Raw genomic sequence first — 19,999 nt, forward strand, 5'->3', positions numbered from 1 at the left:
CCCCGAAAGTGAATATTCAGGGTTTTTCCACCAAGGGTAGAAAAAGAACTTCCAGTCCAGCGCGGTTAGGCTTGCCCCTTGGTTATGTAACTTCTCCGATGACTGGCAGTAGTCGAAGAAATACCCCTGCGGCCTTCTGCGGTCGATTCGATAGTGACATCGCAATCAATGGAAACGGCTTCAAATGCACCCGTGACAATCTCTCGAGCCTTGTCCGGATACTTAGCGCATATCTTTCCGAATTCAGAGACGTGCAACTTACGGATCGTGCCACCCCGAAATGAGGTGCTGACGGTTACCGAGCCGCCATTATGGAAAACCAGCTCGCCTGCCCTGTCGCTTCTGGCTGGGTTGGCCGCCTTGATAACATCCGGCAACTGGTCATATGCGTATTTAACTTTCTCGCGGAATAGCCGCTTTGCATCATCCAGGTTGTGCGCTATCAGTGCACAGGCGCCAGACTCAAACAGGGCGCAATCAAGTTGGATAATGCACTGCTCAGTAGTGAACCGAAGCTGCCGTGCCTTAAGGATGATGTTCCGAGTGTGGTGGTTCTCATAGTAGTCGCGCTGTTCCGGGTTCATCCGGAACTTAACTTTTTTGCCCCGCTTATCCTTAATCCAATAGAGATTATTTAATCGCCAGTCTCTATTCGTAAGGTTGTTGACCAGTTCATGTGGTAGCGCCATCGCTGATTTGCTTCATAAGGGTTGCCATTTCATCAACTAGCCCTCCCTCATGATTCACTCTATCGCGGAATGCTTGGACTCCAACGTGCTTGCCAAGAAGTTCCAGGTTTTTGAGTTTGTCTGGCCATTTGATTTTCTTGAGGACACCTATCACTTCGCGCTCATCACCACGACCCTCCCAGAGTTCAGCGAGGTCCATGCCTGCCAGATATTGCCGCCAAACCTTGGGCCACTCGCTTATAGGCTTTAGAGAGCCGTCATCCTGCAGAATATCCAGAACATCCATCTGGTCGATTTCAACTAAGCGATTCAGCACATAATCGGCATTGATTTGGGTGCGCTCAGGGCGGGCTCGTTGTGCTTTCCCGATGTATTTCGCCACCTCAGTATTTCTCAGTAATTCTGCACCGTTAACCTCAGCTGTACGCTGGGAGGCTTTAGGGTATGCAGCCTTATAAGCTTTAGTTGCGTTTAGCTCTTTATCAGCAAGGTAGGCATCAGCGAACACTTGCCACTTATCAGTTAGGTTATTGTGATTTCGCCTGGCCATAACGATCTCAAATTAATTATATTTCACTAAAACCTTAAAAAATAACTCGTATAATTGACCTGCACTAACTGGAGTCTGCCTTCTATTTGGAACGGTGGTATTAAAAAATTAAGCTCTGCAGAATTCTGACAAACTAAACACCCAATCAAACTTGCACCTATAAAAACTGACCTCATGAAACCATAGTCCCTAATAAACATAAGAAAATATGAGTTTTCTGTTGACAGTAATTTATTTTTTGATGATTCTTGAATAAGCTTTTAAACAACAAAAAAGCTAAACAAATTTAAATTATTTCGAGAACTAAAACATGAAAAAATTAAAACTGGCAGCTGCCATTTTTGCTATATCAGTTTTTTCAAGCTCTGCATCTGCCGATTCATCCTTTTCCTGGGGCGACATATTTAACCTACCTACGCTGGGATTTTGTTCAGACTGGTTTAATCAAGATAATGGAGAAATAATTTGTGAGACATAATAAGCAATACAGAAACTGAAGCTTATAGAAGTTAACACTGATTGTTCAACAATCCGTATAACTCTCACTTAAGAATGATAAGGGTTATAATCATTTTGGTGTCACCCTTATCATTCTTGCTGCTCTTTCATCAACTTGTGCCGCTGGTGTGAGTAATACCAATTCACCGCCAGGCCTAATGCAGCTATCGCTACACCAACAAGACCAAGCCAGTTATCAGCGAGCCAACCGGCAAAAGTGCCCGCACCTACAGCTGTCATATAACTGGCCTTATCGGGTATCTCCCGCATTGCATCGTGTAGGGTCATGATTGCTTCCAAGCCTTCATCGCTTTCTCAGCGCTGCGCCCCACGACATAACCACCGAGGCCGATTTTTACTATCTCCAACAGGGCCAGAGTTTGGTCCTCGCTTAGGTTTTCGGCTGTCCACCCTACCCAATGGGCAACAATCAGCCCGACAAATGTAAGCATTGTTACAGGCCGCCAGTTTCTCTGTAGCCATGACTCCCCCGAGGCTTCTGCCGTGATTACCTGGGTTGCCGCCTTTAGCTCTTCCAAGTCCATTGAAATCAGCTATGAATCAACCTGAGCTTTTAGGCGGTTGGCTTCTGTCTTATCTGGGAATGCTTTGTCTATGACCTTGCCGAGTAGATTTGATATGGCTGAAATCATTAGTAGCTCCAAACAGTGGGCCGGGTTAGTTCGCCAGGTATTACTTCAAGGTCATCCAGGTGGAGGAATCGCTTACCTATTGGGCCCTTCTGCTTTACCCCTATACCGGTAAACCCTTCCTCTTGGGCGATTTGGATTAACCGATAGGCTCGACCCAAGGCCACCTGAACATCAACAGCCTGCCCAGTGGTATGGGTCATAGTGGCATTTAACCGGGCGTTATGTGCTGGGCAGCGATAGCCAGAGTTAATAATCATTGGCTTGCCGAAGCGCTCTCTAACTCTAATCAGGCGCTTTAGCGTTTCATCTTTAAAATGATTATTGCCACAACAATGACAACTCAGTTCACATTTTTGAAAGTAATCATTGTTTAACATGAAATCACCAGATACAAATAAGCCCGCTCGTAGCGGGCTTATTATCCAATAAAATAAGAAATTTATATCAACCCTTTCTTTTAGGGTAGATATCTTGATAAGTAACCCATCAAATAAACACTCTATTCATAATTTAAGGAAAATCACCCCAAGAAAACTTATATAAAGCATAAAAACCAGCTAGCAACTTATACTCTTTGTCTCACATACCATATCTGGCCCTTCTCCTACACAGGTCGTCGTAATTGGCCCGCAACTAATCACACCAAAAATTTCCACCTCTATACCGAACCGTGAGAGTGCATCTAAAAACGGCAACACTTCATTTTCAGTGCCAAATATAAATTCACCTGCGAATTGGGATTTACTGTCAGCTACAGTATTATTGTTTACATCTCTACCAGAACCCTTTTCATACTCAAAGGTAAGTTTCCAAGAGCCGTCACCTTGAAGCTCTTGCCCTGTTAATTTGTATAGCGATGATGAGCCATCATCAAATCTTACAGTTATGTAAAACTCACCCAAATCCAATGCAGGAGAAACATCTACGGATGCCCATACAAATGCGCTTATCTTACTCCTGAGTTCCAAATTCTCATAAATTAGATCTCCAATATTATTCTGGACTCTAGTACTACCACTAAGGTCCCATGCACTACCAGCAATATATGAAGGAACGTCAACTTCGCCACTTGTATTATTAATGTAAGCTATAACTTCACGGCGGGCATCCACCAGATTATCAAATTTTGTTTGAAACTCAGCATCCACCGTTATTTGTAGCGCAACCGCACCTACAATCTCAAAATCAACAATTTGAGTCACCCCGATGTAAGCTTTAACAATTCCATTCTCAACATCTATAATATAAAAACGATTATCAACATTTTGACTGGCTTTCTGCTCCGCCAAACGGGAGAAACTGGTACAGTCATTACATGTATAGACTTTTGGCTCTAACAAGGAAAGCGCGTTAGAACTCATAGCCAATAGCATAATACTGAGAGCAAAAAAAACACCAAAAAATCTATCTTTAATCATGAAAAAATCCCTCTATAGATTAAAACCATTTAAATGCGGCAAAACACTAGCACGCCAGACTTAAAAAATAAATATACTTATAATCACAATAAATAAGCTCTAAACCCCATTCAACCTAGACATTCGAGACATTCGAGGCAAATTGACCTTTAATTAACACTTACTAAACAGCCATATAGAACTTTCTAAAAGCAGGCACAAATATTGATTCACTTAGTCAACCCCATAACATCCACATCTAACAACCACCATAATTTACCTGCAACAACTACCAGTAAAAAATCGCAATAAAAGTGGAGGCAATAAAAGATATCAACCCGACGTACATCAAAGCTCTCTGAATAAAAAAACCGGCTTGGGGGCCGGCTTAAGAAAGGATGGTCGCTGCATGAAAACCAAAGCAGCTGTGAACATACTACTCTCGGACACAAATACTGTCAATATATACAGTTGTATATATATTCAGTAGTGCGAATTTGCACGCCATTCTGACAATCTGGCACAAAAAAGCCCGCATTGGGCGGGCTTTAGGGCGTTTCGCTAGGAATCTGCATATTTATCCCAGCATGAGGTTTTAATACAATTCTGACACAGAGAAAGTCAAGGGTTTTGAATGAAAGCTCTAAATCACCCTAAAAATGTCTAGCTTCACCCAAAAAATACCTCTCTGCAAAAAAACAACTAATGAATTAAATCTCGTATCTGTACGACGTCTATATGATTCGTACTCCAGGATATAATTTGCCAACTATAACTCTTAGAATTTGTACGAGTTGGTTCTTGGATTATAGGTCATACCCGATACGCTCTCACCCCTCCTACCATGCATAAATTCATGAAAAATGTTCCTGATCACTTTATTTGTTTTTTTATAAAAAAGCCCATGCTTACGACCCACATTAGGGCCACCGGTGAAATCAAAATACAATGCATCCTCTGAATATAAATGGCCTGACGCTCGCCCTAGCCTCTCTCTTCCATTCCAAATCTCTGACACTTTTAAGATTTTATCATATTCGTTAATCGTAATATAAACTCTCTTGCCAATTGATATTCTATCAATCCAGTCCTCATGACATAAGCGGTCAACATCAGATTGACATAGTATGACGTTATCAAACATTTCTTCTTTTTCACTATCAGAAGATCCACCCATATAACTGTAAAGAAGTCGACTACCAAGACTATATGTAAAAAGCGAAAACCTTATATTACACTTCCCTGCAGAATCACTTCTTAATGATTTTTTCATATAGTGATTGACTTTACCCAAAGCAGAAGCTAGAGCCCCAGCAGAAGCTAACGCAATCTTGCTTGCATCCGGATACTCCTCAAATATGATCCCGCCAGGGTTAGACGGCCAAGAAAATAGAATAACTTTTACTCCATACATCCACTCCACACGACGGGCCTGCCTTAAAGTGTCCACAAAAGGCTTGTCAAATCCATGGATAAAGAAAACACAGTCAAGCTTATCCCTAATAAGCTCACTCCTTAAGGAGTTAAATATTTTTTCTGAAGGCAAATTTGACTTTGTTATTTTCTTTGGTTCCTTAACCAACCTAATCCGCCATTCACCCCCTTCCATATCAGCATTCGCAATCCTAATTTCATTTGCCCCTTTGCGATTTAACTTATTCCCAAAAGCTCTATAACTACCCACGCCATTCTTAAATTCTTTCCACCTTATATTCCGATTCGTAATAATAAGCATATCTTAGGCCCTTTACTGCTTCAAAAAACATAGCCGATCAAATAAAGATATAAAACAAGCCTTAAAACCACCAATAGAATTCAATTAGAAATAGAGTTCGAAACAACCATGGGGAATAGTTAACACCCTCACCCAGCCTACCAACCAGAAATCTTGACCAATGTCAATTTGCCTTCTAATTGCACTACGAAATTTATGACTGTGATTATAAATAAGAAAGCCCGCATTGAGCGGGCTTCAGGGTGTTTCGCTAGGAATCTGCATATTTATCCCAGCATGGGGTTTTTATACAGTTCTGACACAGAGAAAGTCAAGGGTTTTGCCAGCTTAATAAATAGAAAATTGAGGTTACTCCAGCTAAATCGCATTAGTAATACTATAACCCAGAAAACTCTTCATTATTTAAGTGAAAATAGGTCAATTTGCATTTTTCTGTAACTTCACTACGCATTTTACCGTCCTCTCCACTTCTCTCCTTTTTGATCAACCCCATTTCTTGTAGTTTATTTGTTCTTCTACCAACCATTTGGTGAGTGGTGTCTATCAGCGCAGCTATTTCACCTGCTCTCATTTGTCGTTGTTCGTCATTAAGAACTGTTACAATTTCAAGCTCTATCGGATCCAACATAATTTCACGACTTAACTTATCTACTTCATCCTTAAAGTCATTAGAAAGATTAACTATGGAACAGATCCCCTCCATACATTCCGGACAGCGCCACCTATACAGCTCAATGCTTTGCCTGTTTTCCATGGGATGGCAAAACCCACATCTCTGGCATCTAATAGTCTTACATTTAGAAAGGTACAGATGAACAACAGGAGTGTATTCAAAACAACGCTGAACAAAGTAATTTCGATATTCCCGCCCCTCCGGATACCCCCAATTCATCCTCTCACTCTCACACAACCCTAAAAATAAGGCATAAACCAAAACATCCTTTCCGTGCTTATCACGGGTTTTCTTATAGCGAGACAAAAAGAAGTTTGACTCCAAAGAAGAAAAAATATCAACAAGATCAGGGGCAACCATGAAATGACTTGTATGAGGATTACCTCCCAGCTTCTCAAAGTACTTTCCCCCAACCTCCCTGTCTACTATTCTCTTTCTAACATTTCTAGCCTCACCAACAATATTCTCCAACAACTGCTGTTGATTATGTCGATCCAACTTATTTTCATAAGGCTCTTGAGCATACCTATTTAACCTATCAAAATACTTCCGCATTGTATTCTCATAATACTTCCTAGATGCCAGCCTAAGTGATGCGATAGTTATTTTCTGCCCTTTAGAGACTTTATCCAAATAACATTGATGCAGTATGTAGCCCATAATCCTGGGGACATTATATGAAGACCTGAATACCATCTTCATGTAATTATCCAAACTGACAGAGGCTGTCACATCAAAATAGTCCTCCAGCTTACTCCCAAAGGCCTCAAACCTTTTTTCTAAAAGCCTTCGCGCATAGTCTGATGCATTTCTTTCCATTTCCTGAATTTCATTAGACTCATATAAGTCATAGAAATCTAAGTAAATAGTATCAACCTTGCCCGGATCAATTTTCCCATAGTAAACACGACCAGGATAACCAGCAATTTTCAACTTAACTGCTTCATTACTTGAATTATTTAGAGGCGACAATACAACATCAACAAAAAGCCTCTGATCAAGAAAAGCTAATTCTGAAAAATCATCAAAGAAAACCACTATTCTTGCAAGCCCTGCCTCTGAGACTATAAGTTGAACCTCACTCAAAATCTCAGAAAAAGGAAAAGACTTCAAAACGACATCCGAATACTCATTATAGATGTCATTATCTTCTAATGTTTTATCAAAATCTGTTAAAGATACACCTGCCTGCAGCTTAGCTTCTACACCTGAAGGTTTTACTTTAGAAGTGCCCTTAGCATCTGCTGATGATTTGTGAGATGACTCTTGCTGACTTTTCTGCCTTATTTGAGTTGTAATTTTTTGCAGAACAGGAATTTCGTCCTTTTCTAAATTTAAGCTAGCAACTCTATCCTGGATATCACTCAGCGAAACCATCAATTCGCTATATTTCTTTTTCTTTCCAAACCAAGGCAAACGATCAGCAAGCGTTAATTTTTCGCAACACTCTTTAATCTCACTTACAAGTTCAGAGATAACTTTTCCGAGAGTAATTTTTCGCAGCATGTGGGACTTATAGGCGTCACGAGATACCTCCACATCAGTTAGCTCAGTATCAGGTATACCTTTCGTGTCGAGAACATCATATAAAGCCTTCACATCAATATAAATAGATATTACATCTTTACGATTTCTCAGCTCGGACTGAGCCCTTGCAAAAACAGTACTTTTGCCGGTCCCTTTCCGGCCTAGAATAAAAGTTGTATTGCTTGACAATACAGCTTGCTGTATAGCTCCACCTGGTAAAGGATCAACATACAACCGATCAACCGGCTGACTCCCTATATCAGACTCAAAATCCTTCAGTGAGGCTCTTCGATATTGCCGTAGCGATTCGGTTATCTTTGAAAACTTTACTAAATCCATAAATACTCGCTTCTTCCATTTCCCAGCAATGGATCAATATTTGTTAAAAACAGAGGTTACTCTAAAAAGTAAATGAGGAAACCTTATGGTGACTCACAGCAATTTATCGCCTACTAAAAGTCACAATGCTATTCAACAGAATTTTAAATTGAAGCACTCCAATGCCTCTGATCGTATATTCCTGCTTAGTAAAAACCAGACATTTTGCTAATGCTCTATTGTGCATCAATCGCCTCCGGACGGGAAGCCTGGCCCAGTGCTGACAGAGTTAGAACCTTTGACGATTTAAAATTGGTATTTTCACTCATTTTTTTCTATAGCCATTAAGATTCCTATTCAACACTTACGAAGGCCACTTGCAAACATCTTTAATTAGCTCGGATATTGAACGCCTAGCCCTCATGAGGGTGTTTCTTTGAAAGGGGAGGCACTCTTCCTAGTGGCTCAAGTGCACGAACTGGTAGGGAGTTAAGTAGCCTTTCTAGTCGGGCCCAAACCCTACGCCAATCTCGATCCCACTGCTTTTTACTACACCTTAGTAATTGTCGTGCTTGACTAAGATCAATTCGCCTCCCTGTTACATCACGTAAAGCAAAAGATTGAATACAAAATAGGGCCAGCTGCCCAACTTTCAATGGGTCATGAGGCTCACCCCAACTATAAAATCGCTTCATCATGTAACTCAAAAGAAAAGCCCGCTCCTTATACCGATTCCCCGGCGGTGCATAAGCAGCCATCCCCCAACAGTAAGCCAGCTCATCAGTTTCTCTCAACTTTGCAATGGCATGTTGTACCAATCCCTTTTCACAAGCATCTATTGTTCGCCCGCTACTACCCTTCCCCACCCTGGTTTCAGTTGCATAAACGGTCTGACCTGCCAAACGTGCAGTAATTTTTCCATTCTCATTCCGAATCTCATCGATGTAATGCTTAGGACCTCGACTCCGTACCGTCTGCCCACCCAGCATTGCCGCATAATCAGATTGCTGAGTGGCTGTATCGAACGCATCATGCCAAGCCTGTCGAGCTGAGTGAAAATTCATTGATTCACCTTGAAGATTTTCCGGAATATCTTTGATGTGGGTTCTCTATCTCGATACCTCACTTTCCCTGTGTCTTGCCAGCGTAGGTAATCACTGCAAGCGAGCTCTTCGACTGCACACCTATCCCTTTGCTTACACGCATCGCACGGAGATGGCTCGAACAAGGCGCTCTGCTGGTTGCGAGTTAGTTCTGTATTTCCCCAGCTAGGCATTGGTTATTCCTTTATCAATCCCTTTTCCCGCATCTTGCTTTGGGTTTCGTATAGCGCTCTAAGCTTGCTGCGCTCCACCTCAGCCCTTGAGATGTCCGTCTTGCTCCGGCCATCAATAACGTCATGGCAGCTGCTACAGCCATATACACCCCACCAATCAGGAGACTTGCGGGCTAGACCTGCATTGCTGGGCAGGTGGCAAAGCACTACGGTTTCAGGGTTGCTGTTGCAGTGAGGAAACAACCTCAAGGTGCATTCCTCACCGCGCGCTGATTTGCGCAACTTTGTCACCGCAGCTCCTCCATAAGAGTTTTGAAGTAGCCGTTAACGGGGTTAGGAATGGTGATCTTCCAGTACTGGCAAACAATCCCGCGCACTTGCTCGACATACTCAGCAAACCGAGCCCGATTCATGGTGGCCGTGCTCTCGAACTCGTAGAAAGTCCGCCCCCTTAATTTGGCACTCACGTACAATTCGAAACTTTTCCCAAAAAACCACCTGTGGAGAACATCCTGGGTGTATGGAATTTCAGTCCCGTCATCGCAAGAGATAACTATTCCTGCACCCTCAAGCTGCTGAGTAATGTTGATGCACAAATTCAAACAGCTCATATTATTCGCAGCCGCATCGGGCGACTCTTCACCCGCATGGGCTTTAATGCCACTTGGCTAAGAGAGCAGCGAGCTGCGCTTGAAGCGGGAGTTACTAAGGCGCAGTTTCGGTTTCACGATTTGAAAATTAAAGCCACCAGTGATTTTGACGGTGACGTGCAGAAATTTATCGAACATAAAACCCGCTCTATGGCAGAGCGATACAATCGAACAGCAGATAAAGTTGTCAGCCTAGACCGGAAGTGATCAAAGAAAGGTAAATAATTTAGTTTGCCTTTACTCTACATTCTCTTTAGTTGGATTAGTTCAGACCAAATCTGACACATTCTCTTGAAAAAGAAGGGGTTACCGGTTTTGATGAAGGTGCCTAAACCTAAAAGCAAAACCCAGGATAAACCCCATGATCAATACTAATGATCGCATTATCAAACACAAGACTGGATTATTAAATCCGGCAGAAGAACTCGGCAATATATCCAAAGCTTGCAAGATGCTGGGCGTATCGAGAGACACTTTGCTAAAGAGCACCCAGGCACTTGGGCACTCCCTCCTCCCCAATGATTAATTCAACCTTTTATTTTCACTAGCCGATGTCGCCAAATATCCTATCTTTCTTTCACCAACATAAAACTGTATTCTTCCTTCCCCTTCAAACACTTCATACCTAAACTTGACCTGATTCGTCGACTCCAAAGAAATATATTGCTCTTCAGGAATTTGTATTGCCGCATTTGAATGCTTTCCACTAACAACTATCCCGTACTTATTACTATCTCCACCAACCACATAAAGATCAACCAATGAATGATCTCCCTCAATAATTGCACCATAAGCCCCATCTGTATCAACTGTTAAACCTGAGACTGGAGTACCGTTAATTAAAACTGAATCAGAACCGCTAGTGGTTACCTCCAACCCCACACTCATCGGCTCAGCACCGAAATCACCGATATAATGATCATAAATATGCACTCCTTTCTTCCATACGCCACCATCAGTTGAATTTCGCACACGAATTCCAGCAGCATATTTTCCGCAATCTTCACCATTGCTTTCCGTGTGGGCTGGCATATCAAGACCTATACGAATACCCGGATAACCATTAGGAGTCGTATAATCATCATCACCCGTTGCACTTAGATTTATTTCCGCCCCAACGATTGATCCACCCAGATCAGAATTAGAACTTTGACCAGTTAAATCCTTTGCCTGGAAATGTCCGCCAAACACCTGTCCCTTATTATACTTTCTTGCTACACCAGAAGTGGCCGTATTCCCCAGGGAACTTAATTCTGTATAACTATCCAACTCACCACTAATCGCCCACTCAGTAGCTGACACACCAGCTTGAACCTGATTAACAACCCGCAGAGCTTTTGGGTTTACGTATTGATTGTCCCCAGCATGAGAGTATTTCTGTATCTGCACGGTAGTGCTAATGGAGTCTTCATCCTCATTAGGTGATCCCGATCTAACTAAAAGCGAGTTATTCTCAATAGCTGAATGCCCTATCCCAACATTACCCAAGAACGTTACATCCTCGCCCCCGTCCGCATAAGAATTACAAGTAATAACACCCAGTGCAGCTACAAAAAACTTTCCACAAAAAAACTTAAAACATATTAAATAACCCCTTGAAACTATCAAAGATGGTGAATAACAATCAAGCTCAATGTAAATATATCAGAAAAATTATTTTTGAACGTCCAAATAAAAAAATATCTTACGGGAACTGTTATTGATACCGCAAACATTCCACACCAGGAAAAAGAGAAAGTTAAATTAGATATACGGACATATTTAAGAAATTAAATGCAGCCAGACGCTTTTTTGATACAAAAAAATATCACCCGATAAAGACTCTCGAACTTACGAAGACGGGAGTATCATGCTAAAAAACTCACATAATTATTTAAGGAAAGTTAACGCAACAATGGCAAGAGAGTACTCAAGAAGATCTTTTAACTCGGGACAGAGAGCCTGTGAAGAATCAAACAGTATCGAGGTAGATTAATGTGTCACAGGGGTACTTGGCAGATCACTCGAAAAAGTTACGCTGAGAACCATAGGACACAACCATGCACTTGATCGCAAAAATTAGTCGCGCTTAGATGGTATGTAGCAATAAATACGAGCTTATTAAACCTCAACCGAGATTGAGGCCATAATTACCACACCAAATTACCACGCTGGAATCAGAAACGAAAAAACCCCGCACTAGGCGAGGTTTTAAGCCCTTGAAAAACAAGGAAGAATCTGAGGTGGGCGAGCGGAGCCAAACCTAAAGATCCACCACCTACGCTACCACTGATAAGCAAACTTTACACTTGCACCAGTAGTATGCTCATCAAAATACGGCCTATCACCTGATCTGGTTCCCGCATGAACAGCGGTACCAAGAACAAATGAGGATTCAGAAAATCCTGAAAAGTAATAATTGTAAAGCAAAGCAATCCCGTTATAGCGCGCTGCTTCACTTCCACTATAGTGAACCTCTACCAGCCCCAGGAAAGCGCCTAAAGAATGGCTATCGGAAGCTACAAGTCGCTCCCAACCCAATCCGTAACCCGTGACTGAACCAGCATCATCGGAAAAGCCCTTCCAACCCAAAGAGCCGAAGTACTTATCTTTACCGCGGTTAATCGAGTACTTTGCTCCTAGCCCACCATGATCCCCACCCACACCTAATGAAAAGTTTGAGTCCCCAGCCGCAGAGGCGAAAGCAGAACAAGTTAGGAAAAATACGGACAGCAGATACTTCATTACAGCTCCAAGCTACTTCTTAGTGATTTCAATAGGGGGGGAATCGCCAAATAGGCATGACTAACGACCGGCCAAATCCAAACCTCAACATAGATTGAGGCGGGAATTCGTACACCGAATTCGTACACTGAGGCCCAAAACTAAAAAACCCCGCACTCGGCGGGGTTTTAAGTCCTTGATAAACAAGGAAGAATCTGGGGTGGCCGACGGGGATCGAACCCGCGACCTCAGGAGCCACAATCCTGTGCTCTACCAACTGAGCTACGGCCACCATAAAAGTGATATACTTCAGCACCTTGTGGCAGTACTGATTGCCGGATACCTCTTGCAGCCAATCTGGCTTCAGACTAAGTCCTTTTTGCCAAACCAGCACCATCTTGTGAAGATGGCACGCCCGGCAGGACTCGAACCTGCGACCATCCGCTTAGAAGGCGGATGCTCTATCCAGCTGAGCTACGGGCGCAAGGTGAACCCGGAAAATTGGTCGGGGCAGAGGGATTCGAACCCCCGACATCCTGCTCCCAAAGCAGGCGCGCTACCAGACTGCGCTATGCCCCGTTTTTCCAATCATTCGCACCTCTTTGACCCTGTTAACCGCCCCGTAGGTGGTTGTGTAAGTCGCTGTAGCTGCGAAGTGCGTGCATAGTAATGATACCCCCGGCCCATGTCAACGCTTCTAAGCTATTATTTTTAAAGAAGTTTATCCTTTTGCCTATCTGGGCCCAGAAGTGGCGAAATTATTTCCAACCTGTGCGAAAATGGCGCACTTCGCGAATCCGACCGGATAAAAAGTAAGCGTTTTTAAAAATCGCCGGCTTCCGCCCTTCTATATAAAGTAGGTGCTGAAGCAGATTCCGGTCTATTAGCCATCGATTTTTTACTGTTAGAGATAGTATCTATGTCTGCACTGGTTCTGGACGGCAAGGCCCTGGCACAGAAAACTGAAGAGGAACTCTCGGCTCGGGTAGCCGTACTAAAGGAAAAGAGTGGTGGCCAAACGCCAATCCTGGCGACCATTCTGGTAGGTGATGACCCCGCCTCCGCCACTTACGTAAAGATGAAGGGCAATGCCTGCCGCCGAATCGGCATGGACTCCCTCCAGGTGGAACTGCCCTCCTCCACCACCACTGAGCAGCTGCTCGCCAAGATCGAAGAACTCAACTCCAACCCCAACGTCCACGGCATTTTACTCCAGCACCCGGTACCGGCGCAGATCGATGAGCGCGCTTGTTTTGATGCGATCAGCCTGGAAAAAGATGTAGACGGTGTAACCTGCCTGGGCTTTGGCCGTATGGCAATGGGAGAAGAGGCTTACGGCTGCGCGACTCCTAAAGGAATTATGCGCCTGTTGGAGGCCTACAATATTGAATTGGAAGGCAAGCACGCTGTGGTTGTGGGTCGCAGCCCCATTTTGGGTAAGCCGATGGCGGCCATGTTGTTGAATGCCAATGCCACCGTGACTATCTGCCACTCCCGCACCCAAGACCTGGCCGAACATATCCGCCGCGCCGATATCGTAGTGGGCGCCGTGGGCAAGCCTGAGTTTATCAAGGCTGAGTGGATTAAGGATGGCGCGGTGGTTGTGGATGCCGGTTACCACCCCGGCGGTGTCGGCGATATCGAGCTGGGCCCGCTGACTGAGCGCGCTGCCGCTTACACCCCGGTACCCGGCGGTGTTGGTCCCATGACCATCAATACCCTGATCTATCAATCTGTCGATTCCGGTGAGCGTAAAATTGGCTAACCTGATTCGTCTGGATAAAGCGGTCAGCCAGGTCACCGACCTCTCCCGCACTGATGTAAAGCGCGCCGCTTGGGCGGGGCGCATTACCGTCAATGGTGAGGTGGTCACCAATGCGGCTACCAAAATACAAGTCAGTGATGAGTTGTGCCTGGATGATGAGCCCCTGCACGAGCCGGGGCCCCGCTACATTATGTTGAACAAGCCCCTGGGCTATGTCAGTGCCACCAAAGATGGCGAGCACCCTACAGTGCTGGACCTGATTGATGAGCCTAACAAGGAAAAGCTGCATATTGCCGGGCGCCTGGATATTGATACCACCGGCCTGGTGCTGCTTACCGATGACGGCCAGTGGTCCCACAAAGTGACCTCCCCCAACCACCATTGCGACAAGACCTACTACGCTCTGTTGGCCGAGAAAATTGAGGAAGATGCCGTGGCCAAGCTTGCCAAGGGTGTCTGGCTCAATAACGAAAAGAAGAGAACCAAGCCCGCCAAGCTGGAGATCCTCTTTGCCAACGAAGTGCGCATCACCATCGGTGAAGGGCGCTATCATCAGGTGAAGCGTATGTTTGCGGCCCTGGGCAACAAGGTATTGGAGTTGCACCGGGAAAAGATCGGCGAAATCATCTTGGATGAAGAACTTCAGGAAGGTGATTACCGCCTCCTGACCCCTGAAGAAATTGCCTCTATCAATTAAAAAAAGATATGTCAGCCCTTCTATATCAGGAACTTATCCAGGCCCCAGAGGAAACCCTGTGGATCGCCGATGAAAACAGCAAGCCCCTCTTACACCAGGAGGGGTTTCATTTTGCCGGGGATTTAATCAGTAACCGCTGGGATATTGCCGAACTCGCCGAAAATACGGTGAAGCGGAGCTTCTTCAATGATTTCCACTTTGAAGAACTGGACCGCAAATACCGCCGTATTGTCTACGCCGTTTCGAAAGAGAAGGCCGTAGTTCACCATATTATTGATTGCGCACCCCACTTCCTCGGTGAAGGTGGCGAGTTGGTTCTGCTGGGTGAAAAGCAAAGCGGAATCAAAAGCTACGCCGCCAAAGTGGCCGAGCGCCTAGGCACTGCCAAGCACTTGCAAAAAAACGGCAACGACTACCTGAGTAGTAATGTTGTCGCTCACGAGGACACCGGCAATCCAATTAGTGAGCTTCAGTACGCCCAGTTACAAAAGCTGCCCGAGCTTGGCGACCTCTACTCCAAGCCGGGATTGTTCGGCTGGAACAAAATCGATAAAGGCAGTGCCCTACTCGCCCAGCAATTAACGACGGAGTTGCCACAGGACAGTTCTCGTATTGTTGATCTCGGTTGTGGTTATGGCTACCTGAGCATGCAATTAGCCGCTTTGGGTAAATATCATTTTACCGCTACGGATAATAACGCCGCTGCTCTATTGGCCTGCCGCAAGAATTTTACCGAACAGGGAATCGAAGGCATCGTTGTGCCCTCTGATGCAGGCTCTGAACTGGAGAGTGAAATCGCCGATCTGGTGCTGTGCAACCCACCTTTCCACCAGGGCTTTCAGGTGGAGGGAGATTTGACCGATCGCTTTCTGCAACAGAGTGCGCGGATTCTCAAAGATTCCGGCGCTGCGATTTTTGTGGTGAATGAATTTATTCCCCTTGCGAAAAAAGGACCCCGCTATTTTTCCCAGGTGGATTTGATCACCAAAGAGCAAGGATTTTGCGTATACCGTCTGCGCCCCTAAGAGCTGGGGGCGCAGGCCGGCAGCAGTCGCCTGGAAACAGGATTAAAGGCTAGTAATCGCGCAGATTAAACAAGTTCATCGACAGCGTATGCTCTTCCAACTCTTCGAGTTGTCGCAATCGTTCGAATGCATCGCGTGCCGACGGGGTTTCAGCGCCTTGGGCTAGATCCCGATATTGATCGGCCAGGTAGATCTCGATATCCATGGCCAACTTGGCAATCTGCTCCAAGTCTTCAATATCAATGCCGCGCAAGCGCTGCAAAAATTCTTTCTCTCGCCCTTCCGGGGCAAATTGCACCCAGGTATGTAGGGCTCCAGGGGGCAGGTCTGCATGGAAGTTTTCCAGTGAGTGCTTCATGGAATCTTCCCGTCGTCGCAGCTGATCCAGCAGCAACTCGACCCGTTCATTGGTGGCAAGCTGCTCATACTCTTCGTATTGCAGCGCCAACTTGGCATGAAAATCCCTTCCTTCCTGAATCACTTCCTCAACAGTTTTGTACCGCATCAATCGATCCCGGCAGAACACTTCGCTCACCTTGAGTATAGTCACGAGGTGACAAAGGGCGCCAATGAATATCACTATTAAAGTGACAAGGATTTTAGGAGCCGGCCTCTGTGAGGGCTGTCGAGATCAGCGAAGCTGGCTCATGCGGAAATCCAGGCGCCGATTGGGGTTGGCGGGATTGATCTTTTCTGGGGCCCTGGCCGCCAGCTCACCTTTGCGCAGAGTTCCTCTGCTCACTGCCAGGATATGATTCTCGTACTGGGGCATATAGGCCATCCAGGCACCGCCGAGTCGATCGCGCATAGCTTTGTCGCGCCAAGCGCTGTTCTGTAGCTCGGGCCTATCCCCGAAGTTACTGACCAGCACGCCATCCTTATGGAGCAGGCGCATCAGACTGGAGCACCAGGACTTATCGGCGGGTACCGCTCGCTGCGCTACGCCGTCGCAGTGCCCAAATAAGTCGTCGATCACCAGGTCGAAAGTGCTGTGAGAGGGTCGCTTCAAGTGGTCGCGTACAAAGTCACAGGCATCCGCACACACCAGCTCAACATCACGTACGCCAAAAAAGCGACGGGCAATATCCAGGTGCACCGGGTCCAAATCTACGCCGACAATACGCTTGGCCGAGGTGAACGCCTGCAAAAGGCGAATCAGGGCACCGCCACCGACGCCGAGTACCAATACCGAATTCAAGCGCTCTTCAGGGAGGAAGAATGCCGGTAGCAGCAATAACTCCCAAAGGGAGCCCTTGAGGGGGTCGCGGGGATTCCACTGAGAGTGGAAAACCCCATTGCTGTAGAGGCGCACACTGGCGCCATGGTTGCGCACCTGGTAACAGGTATCGCCAACCTGCTTTTGCCAAAGCAGCGCCATCAGCTCGCCGGGAGGTCTGAGGACTTGAGCAATACCCGGGCAAATTCCTGTAGGCCCGCCAGGTCTTCCTCGCTAAAGCGCGCCACACTGGGGCTATCGATATCCAACACTCCCAGGCAACGACCCGCGTCATCATACAGTGGCACCACCACCTCTGAGGCCGACACAGCATCGCAGGCGATGTGGCCGGGGAACTGATGCACATCGTCTACCAATTGGGATTCACCGGTCGAAACAGCAGTGCCGCAAACACCGGCGCCCACTGGAATCCGGGTACAGGCAGGCTTGCCCTGGAAGGGCCCCAAACGCAATTCATCACCGTAGAGGAAATAGAAACCGGCCCAGTTGATATCTTCCAACTCCATAAACAACAGCGCACTGGCATTGGCGGTGTTGGCCAGCCAGTCTCGCTCTCCAGAAAGCAATCCTTCCAGCTGCCCATTTAAGGTGGTGTAAAACTTGTTCAGCGACATACCTAGCGCCCCTTGCCCACTTATAATTTCAAATCGTGTCAGCTAAAACTGGCAAACCCGCAAAACAGTATCCTGCGGGAGGCAGGTATTTTGCGGGCTTTGGCGAGGGAATCAATATGCAGAGTGCAAAATTACTGGTAGGGATCGACCACTGCGGGTTCTTCACCGGTCTCACCACGATACTCATCGGCATCTACAGTTGGGCGAGACCACTCGCTTTCATCATTGTTGCTACGAGTGTTCGACTGGATAGCTGGCGGCGCGCTGGTAACGTCTGACTGCATCAGGTTGCGCGACTTTTCAAAGCGGTCTTCCACTTTCGGCTTGGGCGCAACTTGTGCGGAGTTGCCGCTACCTTCGCGGCGAATGCGGTTAGCCATAGCACTGAGATTAGGGCGGCGGCGCTCCGCAAGCTTCACGGCTTCCAATTCACTGTTCAGGCGGTTGATCTCCGCCTGTAAATCACCCATCTGCGCTTGAAGTTCAGTAATCTGGGTCAACACGCCTTTTACTTTACGGCTTTCCTTCTCGTACATCACGGCGGCGCCGCCAAAGGCCAACGCAAAAATGACCAGGATGGAAAACTGACGCATAGCAAACTCCGGAAACTGCACTTGTTATTCTGAGGGGCATTTTTACAGCATATTTTTTCTATCTTCCGAGAAATTGCGCATAAAAAACAAGTTCAAACGCCCGCCGACACCTTGATAGTCACCATTCCATAAAAACGAACAATTAAAATTTATCGAATAGCGACATATTCACACTAATGTCCCAGCCAACTCCCCAATCTCAACCGCCTCCTGATCCACATAGCGATTGCTGTCTGAAATTGCTGGCAGCAGAGTGCTGTCTGCGTATTGGCAACCAATCGCTTGCACCAGCTTTTGCCCCACCTTTTCCGCCTGCTCCGGAGCATGGGCTTTTCCCGTGCGCAAAAAATGCAGTAACAGATCGTAGCCCGGGCGCCAGCACTGCAAGTCGGGAAAGCTCTTTCTCAGCGCTGCGGCAATCCGCAATCCCTCATAGTCCAGATCCCCCCAGAAAAATGTTGGAACAGTTCGGGATTCCCCATCGTGCCACCAGCTTAGGAATTGTTGCCGGATATTTTCACTAACCACATTAATAGTGCTGAAGCGCACCCTCTCCCCATTGCGAATCCGTTCTGCACCGCCCTGGTAGCCCTCGCTATAAACCAGCGCAGCACGACTGGGTTGCAGCTCCGCCAAGCTAATAAAAGTGTCCTGGTTTTCGATAAAAATGACCTGCTCAAATTGCCTGGGCAGGTAGGCGTGGAGTAAAAGCTGGCGCTCCTGGATTTTACGGCTCAGGTCAGGATAGAGATTGCGCACCAGAGATTGACGGCTGGGTATTTCCAGGTATTTGGAATCCCCTTTAAAGCAGCGTGCAGCTAATTGTCGCCAGGAAATTTTATCGGCAAAGATCAGCTCTTTGCCGACGGAAACCCAGCAAGCAATAATTTCTTCGACGGAATCAAACCCCGGTTGGAGCTCCAAGCCTTCGAGGGGAAAAGCGGCGGGATTTTCAAAGCGATCGACATAGGGTTCCAGCAGGCTGGTCCAGGCGGATTGGCGAACGGTAGGGGATGGGCGATTGAGCCACAGCCGTAGCTGTTCCTCGCTGGCATCCCGAAAAATCAATTGGGCCCCCTGCCACTCGGCAATACCCGGCCGCCTTTTCGGATTCGGTTTTACCGTAAAACACTGGTATTCCCGCGCAAAGTGCTGCAATTCATTCCACAGCTCCTGCTCGTCTTGGTCGGGGTCCCTGAGGGGCTCCAACACTTCCAACCAGCGCTTGCTGCCAGCGCGCAAATCCAACCTGAAACTAATGCGGGCTTCCTTGCCGCGTTCCAGCTGGCTGTCCCGCCGATCCAGAATAAAATTCAGGATGCCGATTAACAGCGGGTTTTCCTCTACCCAATAGGGCAATGTCTTTTCCATCGGTTGCCTCCCTGCCAATGGAGGGGTT

Annotated in this window: 23 protein-coding genes, 3 tRNA genes and 1 pseudogene; 6 read left to right on the forward strand and 21 right to left on the reverse strand. The window is 46.3% G+C overall.

Translation table 11 applies throughout. From position 1 onward, the window contains the following. Positions 1–65 precede the first annotated feature (65 nt). Both ACJJII_RS21135 and ACJJII_RS21140 read right to left on the reverse strand, forming a co-directional pair. Positions 66–689, reverse strand: a complete 624-nt coding sequence (locus ACJJII_RS21135; protein ID WP_444917632.1) for a hypothetical protein — start codon at positions 687–689, stop codon at positions 66–68. Further along, positions 673–1,239, reverse strand: coding sequence for a terminase small subunit (locus ACJJII_RS21140; RefSeq protein WP_444917633.1), 567 nt, complete (start codon positions 1,237–1,239; stop codon positions 673–675). The genes ACJJII_RS21135 and ACJJII_RS21140 overlap by 17 nt, the downstream gene beginning before the upstream one ends. 310 nt (positions 1,240–1,549) lie before the next feature. Here ACJJII_RS21140 and ACJJII_RS21145 point away from each other — a divergent pair, with 310 nt between their 5' ends. After that, entirely contained in the window at positions 1,550–1,717 is a 168-nt protein-coding gene (locus tag ACJJII_RS21145) for a hypothetical protein (RefSeq protein ID WP_444917634.1), read from the forward strand. Positions 1,718–1,827: 110 nt separating this feature from the next. On the opposite strand, the gene ACJJII_RS21150 is transcribed toward ACJJII_RS21145, so the two are convergent. The 9 genes from ACJJII_RS21150 to ACJJII_RS21190 form a co-directional block, all read right to left on the reverse strand. Beyond that, the gene (locus ACJJII_RS21150) at positions 1,828–2,025 is read right to left on the reverse strand and encodes a phage holin family protein (RefSeq protein ID WP_444917635.1); all 198 of its coding nucleotides are present in this window, start codon (positions 2,023–2,025) and stop codon (positions 1,828–1,830) included. After that, entirely contained in the window at positions 2,022–2,282 is a 261-nt protein-coding gene (locus tag ACJJII_RS21155; protein WP_444917636.1) for a 3TM-type holin, read from the reverse strand. The genes ACJJII_RS21150 and ACJJII_RS21155 overlap by 4 nt, the downstream gene beginning before the upstream one ends. Before the next feature lie 107 nt (positions 2,283–2,389). Continuing rightward, complete coding sequence (locus ACJJII_RS21160; RefSeq protein ID WP_444917637.1) at positions 2,390–2,767, reverse strand: D-Ala-D-Ala carboxypeptidase family metallohydrolase; 378 nt, start codon at positions 2,765–2,767, stop codon at positions 2,390–2,392. Positions 2,768–2,947: 180 nt separating this feature from the next. Then, positions 2,948–3,808 (reverse strand): hypothetical protein, encoded by an 861-nt coding sequence (locus tag ACJJII_RS21165; RefSeq protein WP_444917638.1) that lies wholly within the window; start codon positions 3,806–3,808, stop codon positions 2,948–2,950. Between the two features lie 757 nt (positions 3,809–4,565). Further along, complete coding sequence (locus ACJJII_RS21170; protein WP_444917639.1) at positions 4,566–5,522, reverse strand: alpha/beta hydrolase; 957 nt, start codon at positions 5,520–5,522, stop codon at positions 4,566–4,568. Positions 5,523–5,898: 376 nt separating this feature from the next. After that, positions 5,899–8,061 (reverse strand): winged helix DNA-binding protein, encoded by a 2,163-nt coding sequence (locus tag ACJJII_RS21175; RefSeq protein ID WP_444917640.1) that lies wholly within the window; start codon positions 8,059–8,061, stop codon positions 5,899–5,901. 392 nt (positions 8,062–8,453) lie between these two features. After that, complete coding sequence (locus ACJJII_RS21180; RefSeq protein ID WP_444917641.1) at positions 8,454–9,104, reverse strand: hypothetical protein; 651 nt, start codon at positions 9,102–9,104, stop codon at positions 8,454–8,456. A gap of 215 nt (positions 9,105–9,319) precedes the next feature. After that, positions 9,320–9,607, reverse strand: coding sequence for a nuclease domain-containing protein (locus tag ACJJII_RS21185; RefSeq protein WP_444917642.1), 288 nt, complete (start codon positions 9,605–9,607; stop codon positions 9,320–9,322). Further along, a complete protein-coding gene (locus tag ACJJII_RS21190) occupies positions 9,604–9,783 on the reverse strand; it encodes a hypothetical protein (RefSeq protein ID WP_444917643.1) in 180 nt (59 codons plus the stop codon). Before ACJJII_RS21190 ends, ACJJII_RS21185 begins: the two co-directional genes overlap by 4 nt. Before the next feature lie 33 nt (positions 9,784–9,816). Here ACJJII_RS21190 and ACJJII_RS21195 point away from each other — a divergent pair, with 33 nt between their 5' ends. Together ACJJII_RS21195 and ACJJII_RS21200 are read left to right on the forward strand one after the other, a co-directional pair. After that, positions 9,817–10,173 (forward strand): site-specific integrase, encoded by a 357-nt coding sequence (locus tag ACJJII_RS21195; protein ID WP_444917644.1) that lies wholly within the window; start codon positions 9,817–9,819, stop codon positions 10,171–10,173. 154 nt (positions 10,174–10,327) lie between these two features. Further along, positions 10,328–10,450: pseudogene (locus ACJJII_RS21200) on the forward strand (helix-turn-helix domain-containing protein); the annotation flags it as partial. Between the two features lie 38 nt (positions 10,451–10,488). On the opposite strand, the gene ACJJII_RS21205 reads toward ACJJII_RS21200, so the two are convergent. The 5 genes from ACJJII_RS21205 to ACJJII_RS21225 all read right to left on the reverse strand — a co-directional run bounded on the left by ACJJII_RS21205 (position 10,489) and on the right by ACJJII_RS21225 (position 13,248). Beyond that, a complete protein-coding gene (locus ACJJII_RS21205) occupies positions 10,489–11,454 on the reverse strand; it encodes a hypothetical protein (protein WP_444917645.1) in 966 nt (321 codons plus the stop codon). A gap of 774 nt (positions 11,455–12,228) precedes the next feature. Further along, complete coding sequence (locus tag ACJJII_RS21210) at positions 12,229–12,690, reverse strand: hypothetical protein (protein WP_444917646.1); 462 nt, start codon at positions 12,688–12,690, stop codon at positions 12,229–12,231. Between the two features lie 195 nt (positions 12,691–12,885). Next, positions 12,886–12,961: transfer RNA gene (locus tag ACJJII_RS21215), tRNA-His, on the reverse strand. A 115-nt stretch (positions 12,962–13,076) separates the two neighbouring features. Then, positions 13,077–13,153 (reverse strand) — tRNA-Arg (locus ACJJII_RS21220). 18 nt (positions 13,154–13,171) lie between these two features. Beyond that, positions 13,172–13,248: transfer RNA gene (locus ACJJII_RS21225), tRNA-Pro, on the reverse strand. 340 nt (positions 13,249–13,588) lie between these two features. On the opposite strand from ACJJII_RS21225, the gene folD reads away from it, so the two are divergent. From folD to ACJJII_RS21240, 3 genes are read left to right on the forward strand one after another with little or no spacing between them, the layout of a single operon-like run. Further along, positions 13,589–14,434, forward strand: a complete 846-nt coding sequence (gene folD, locus ACJJII_RS21230; protein WP_282932201.1) for a bifunctional methylenetetrahydrofolate dehydrogenase/methenyltetrahydrofolate cyclohydrolase FolD — start codon at positions 13,589–13,591, stop codon at positions 14,432–14,434. Next, positions 14,427–15,131, forward strand: coding sequence for a 16S rRNA pseudouridine(516) synthase RsuA (gene rsuA, locus ACJJII_RS21235; RefSeq protein ID WP_282932200.1), 705 nt, complete (start codon positions 14,427–14,429; stop codon positions 15,129–15,131). Before folD ends, rsuA begins: the two co-directional genes overlap by 8 nt. An 8-nt stretch (positions 15,132–15,139) precedes the next feature. Then, the gene (locus ACJJII_RS21240; RefSeq protein WP_444917647.1) at positions 15,140–16,156 is read left to right on the forward strand and encodes a class I SAM-dependent methyltransferase; all 1,017 of its coding nucleotides are present in this window, start codon (positions 15,140–15,142) and stop codon (positions 16,154–16,156) included. Between the two features lie 49 nt (positions 16,157–16,205). On the opposite strand, the gene ACJJII_RS21245 is transcribed toward ACJJII_RS21240, so the two are convergent. From ACJJII_RS21245 to ACJJII_RS21265, 5 genes are all read right to left on the reverse strand, one after another. After that, positions 16,206–16,661 carry a hypothetical protein gene (locus ACJJII_RS21245; RefSeq protein ID WP_282932198.1) on the reverse strand — a complete coding sequence of 152 codons (456 nt, stop codon included), beginning with the start codon at positions 16,659–16,661 and terminating at the stop codon, positions 16,206–16,208. Positions 16,662–16,787: 126 nt separating this feature from the next. After that, positions 16,788–17,534, reverse strand: a complete 747-nt coding sequence (locus ACJJII_RS21250) for a spermidine synthase (protein WP_413662522.1) — start codon at positions 17,532–17,534, stop codon at positions 16,788–16,790. After that, complete coding sequence (gene msrC / locus ACJJII_RS21255; protein WP_413662523.1) at positions 17,534–18,007, reverse strand: free L-methionine (R)-S-oxide reductase MsrC; 474 nt, start codon at positions 18,005–18,007, stop codon at positions 17,534–17,536. The genes ACJJII_RS21250 and msrC overlap by 1 nt, the downstream gene beginning before the upstream one ends. Before the next feature lie 131 nt (positions 18,008–18,138). After that, the gene (locus tag ACJJII_RS21260; RefSeq protein ID WP_108735279.1) at positions 18,139–18,600 is read right to left on the reverse strand and encodes a hypothetical protein; all 462 of its coding nucleotides are present in this window, start codon (positions 18,598–18,600) and stop codon (positions 18,139–18,141) included. Positions 18,601–18,768: 168 nt separating this feature from the next. After that, a complete protein-coding gene (locus ACJJII_RS21265; RefSeq protein ID WP_413662524.1) occupies positions 18,769–19,971 on the reverse strand; it encodes a Wadjet anti-phage system protein JetD domain-containing protein in 1,203 nt (400 codons plus the stop codon). Between the last annotated feature and the right edge of the window lie 28 nt (positions 19,972–19,999).

Source organism: Microbulbifer maximicatervae (SeqCode) (assembly GCF_052467825.1).

Coding starts and splice junctions, on each gene's coding strand:
- ACJJII_RS21160 (WP_444917637.1), bottom strand. CDS start 2,767: ATGTTAAACAATGATTACTTTCAAAAATGTGAACTGAGTTGTCATTGT.
- ACJJII_RS21210 (WP_444917646.1), bottom strand. CDS start 12,690: ATGAAGTATCTGCTGTCCGTATTTTTCCTAACTTGTTCTGCTTTCGCC.
- ACJJII_RS21250 (WP_413662522.1), bottom strand. CDS start 17,534: ATGGCGCTGCTTTGGCAAAAGCAGGTTGGCGATACCTGTTACCAGGTG.
- ACJJII_RS21135 (WP_444917632.1), bottom strand. CDS start 689: ATGGCGCTACCACATGAACTGGTCAACAACCTTACGAATAGAGACTGG.
- ACJJII_RS21155 (WP_444917636.1), bottom strand. CDS start 2,282: ATGGACTTGGAAGAGCTAAAGGCGGCAACCCAGGTAATCACGGCAGAA.
- msrC (WP_413662523.1), bottom strand. CDS start 18,007: ATGTCGCTGAACAAGTTTTACACCACCTTAAATGGGCAGCTGGAAGGA.
- ACJJII_RS21265 (WP_413662524.1), bottom strand. CDS start 19,971: ATGGAAAAGACATTGCCCTATTGGGTAGAGGAAAACCCGCTGTTAATC.
- ACJJII_RS21165 (WP_444917638.1), bottom strand. CDS start 3,808: ATGATTAAAGATAGATTTTTTGGTGTTTTTTTTGCTCTCAGTATTATG.
- folD (WP_282932201.1), top strand. CDS start 13,589: ATGTCTGCACTGGTTCTGGACGGCAAGGCCCTGGCACAGAAAACTGAA.
- ACJJII_RS21245 (WP_282932198.1), bottom strand. CDS start 16,661: ATGCGGTACAAAACTGTTGAGGAAGTGATTCAGGAAGGAAGGGATTTT.
- ACJJII_RS21240 (WP_444917647.1), top strand. CDS start 15,140: ATGTCAGCCCTTCTATATCAGGAACTTATCCAGGCCCCAGAGGAAACC.
- ACJJII_RS21150 (WP_444917635.1), bottom strand. CDS start 2,025: ATGACCCTACACGATGCAATGCGGGAGATACCCGATAAGGCCAGTTAT.
- ACJJII_RS21140 (WP_444917633.1), bottom strand. CDS start 1,239: ATGGCCAGGCGAAATCACAATAACCTAACTGATAAGTGGCAAGTGTTC.
- ACJJII_RS21145 (WP_444917634.1), top strand. CDS start 1,550: ATGAAAAAATTAAAACTGGCAGCTGCCATTTTTGCTATATCAGTTTTT.
- ACJJII_RS21175 (WP_444917640.1), bottom strand. CDS start 8,061: ATGGATTTAGTAAAGTTTTCAAAGATAACCGAATCGCTACGGCAATAT.
- ACJJII_RS21170 (WP_444917639.1), bottom strand. CDS start 5,522: ATGCTTATTATTACGAATCGGAATATAAGGTGGAAAGAATTTAAGAAT.
- ACJJII_RS21260 (WP_108735279.1), bottom strand. CDS start 18,600: ATGCGTCAGTTTTCCATCCTGGTCATTTTTGCGTTGGCCTTTGGCGGC.
- ACJJII_RS21180 (WP_444917641.1), bottom strand. CDS start 9,104: ATGAATTTTCACTCAGCTCGACAGGCTTGGCATGATGCGTTCGATACA.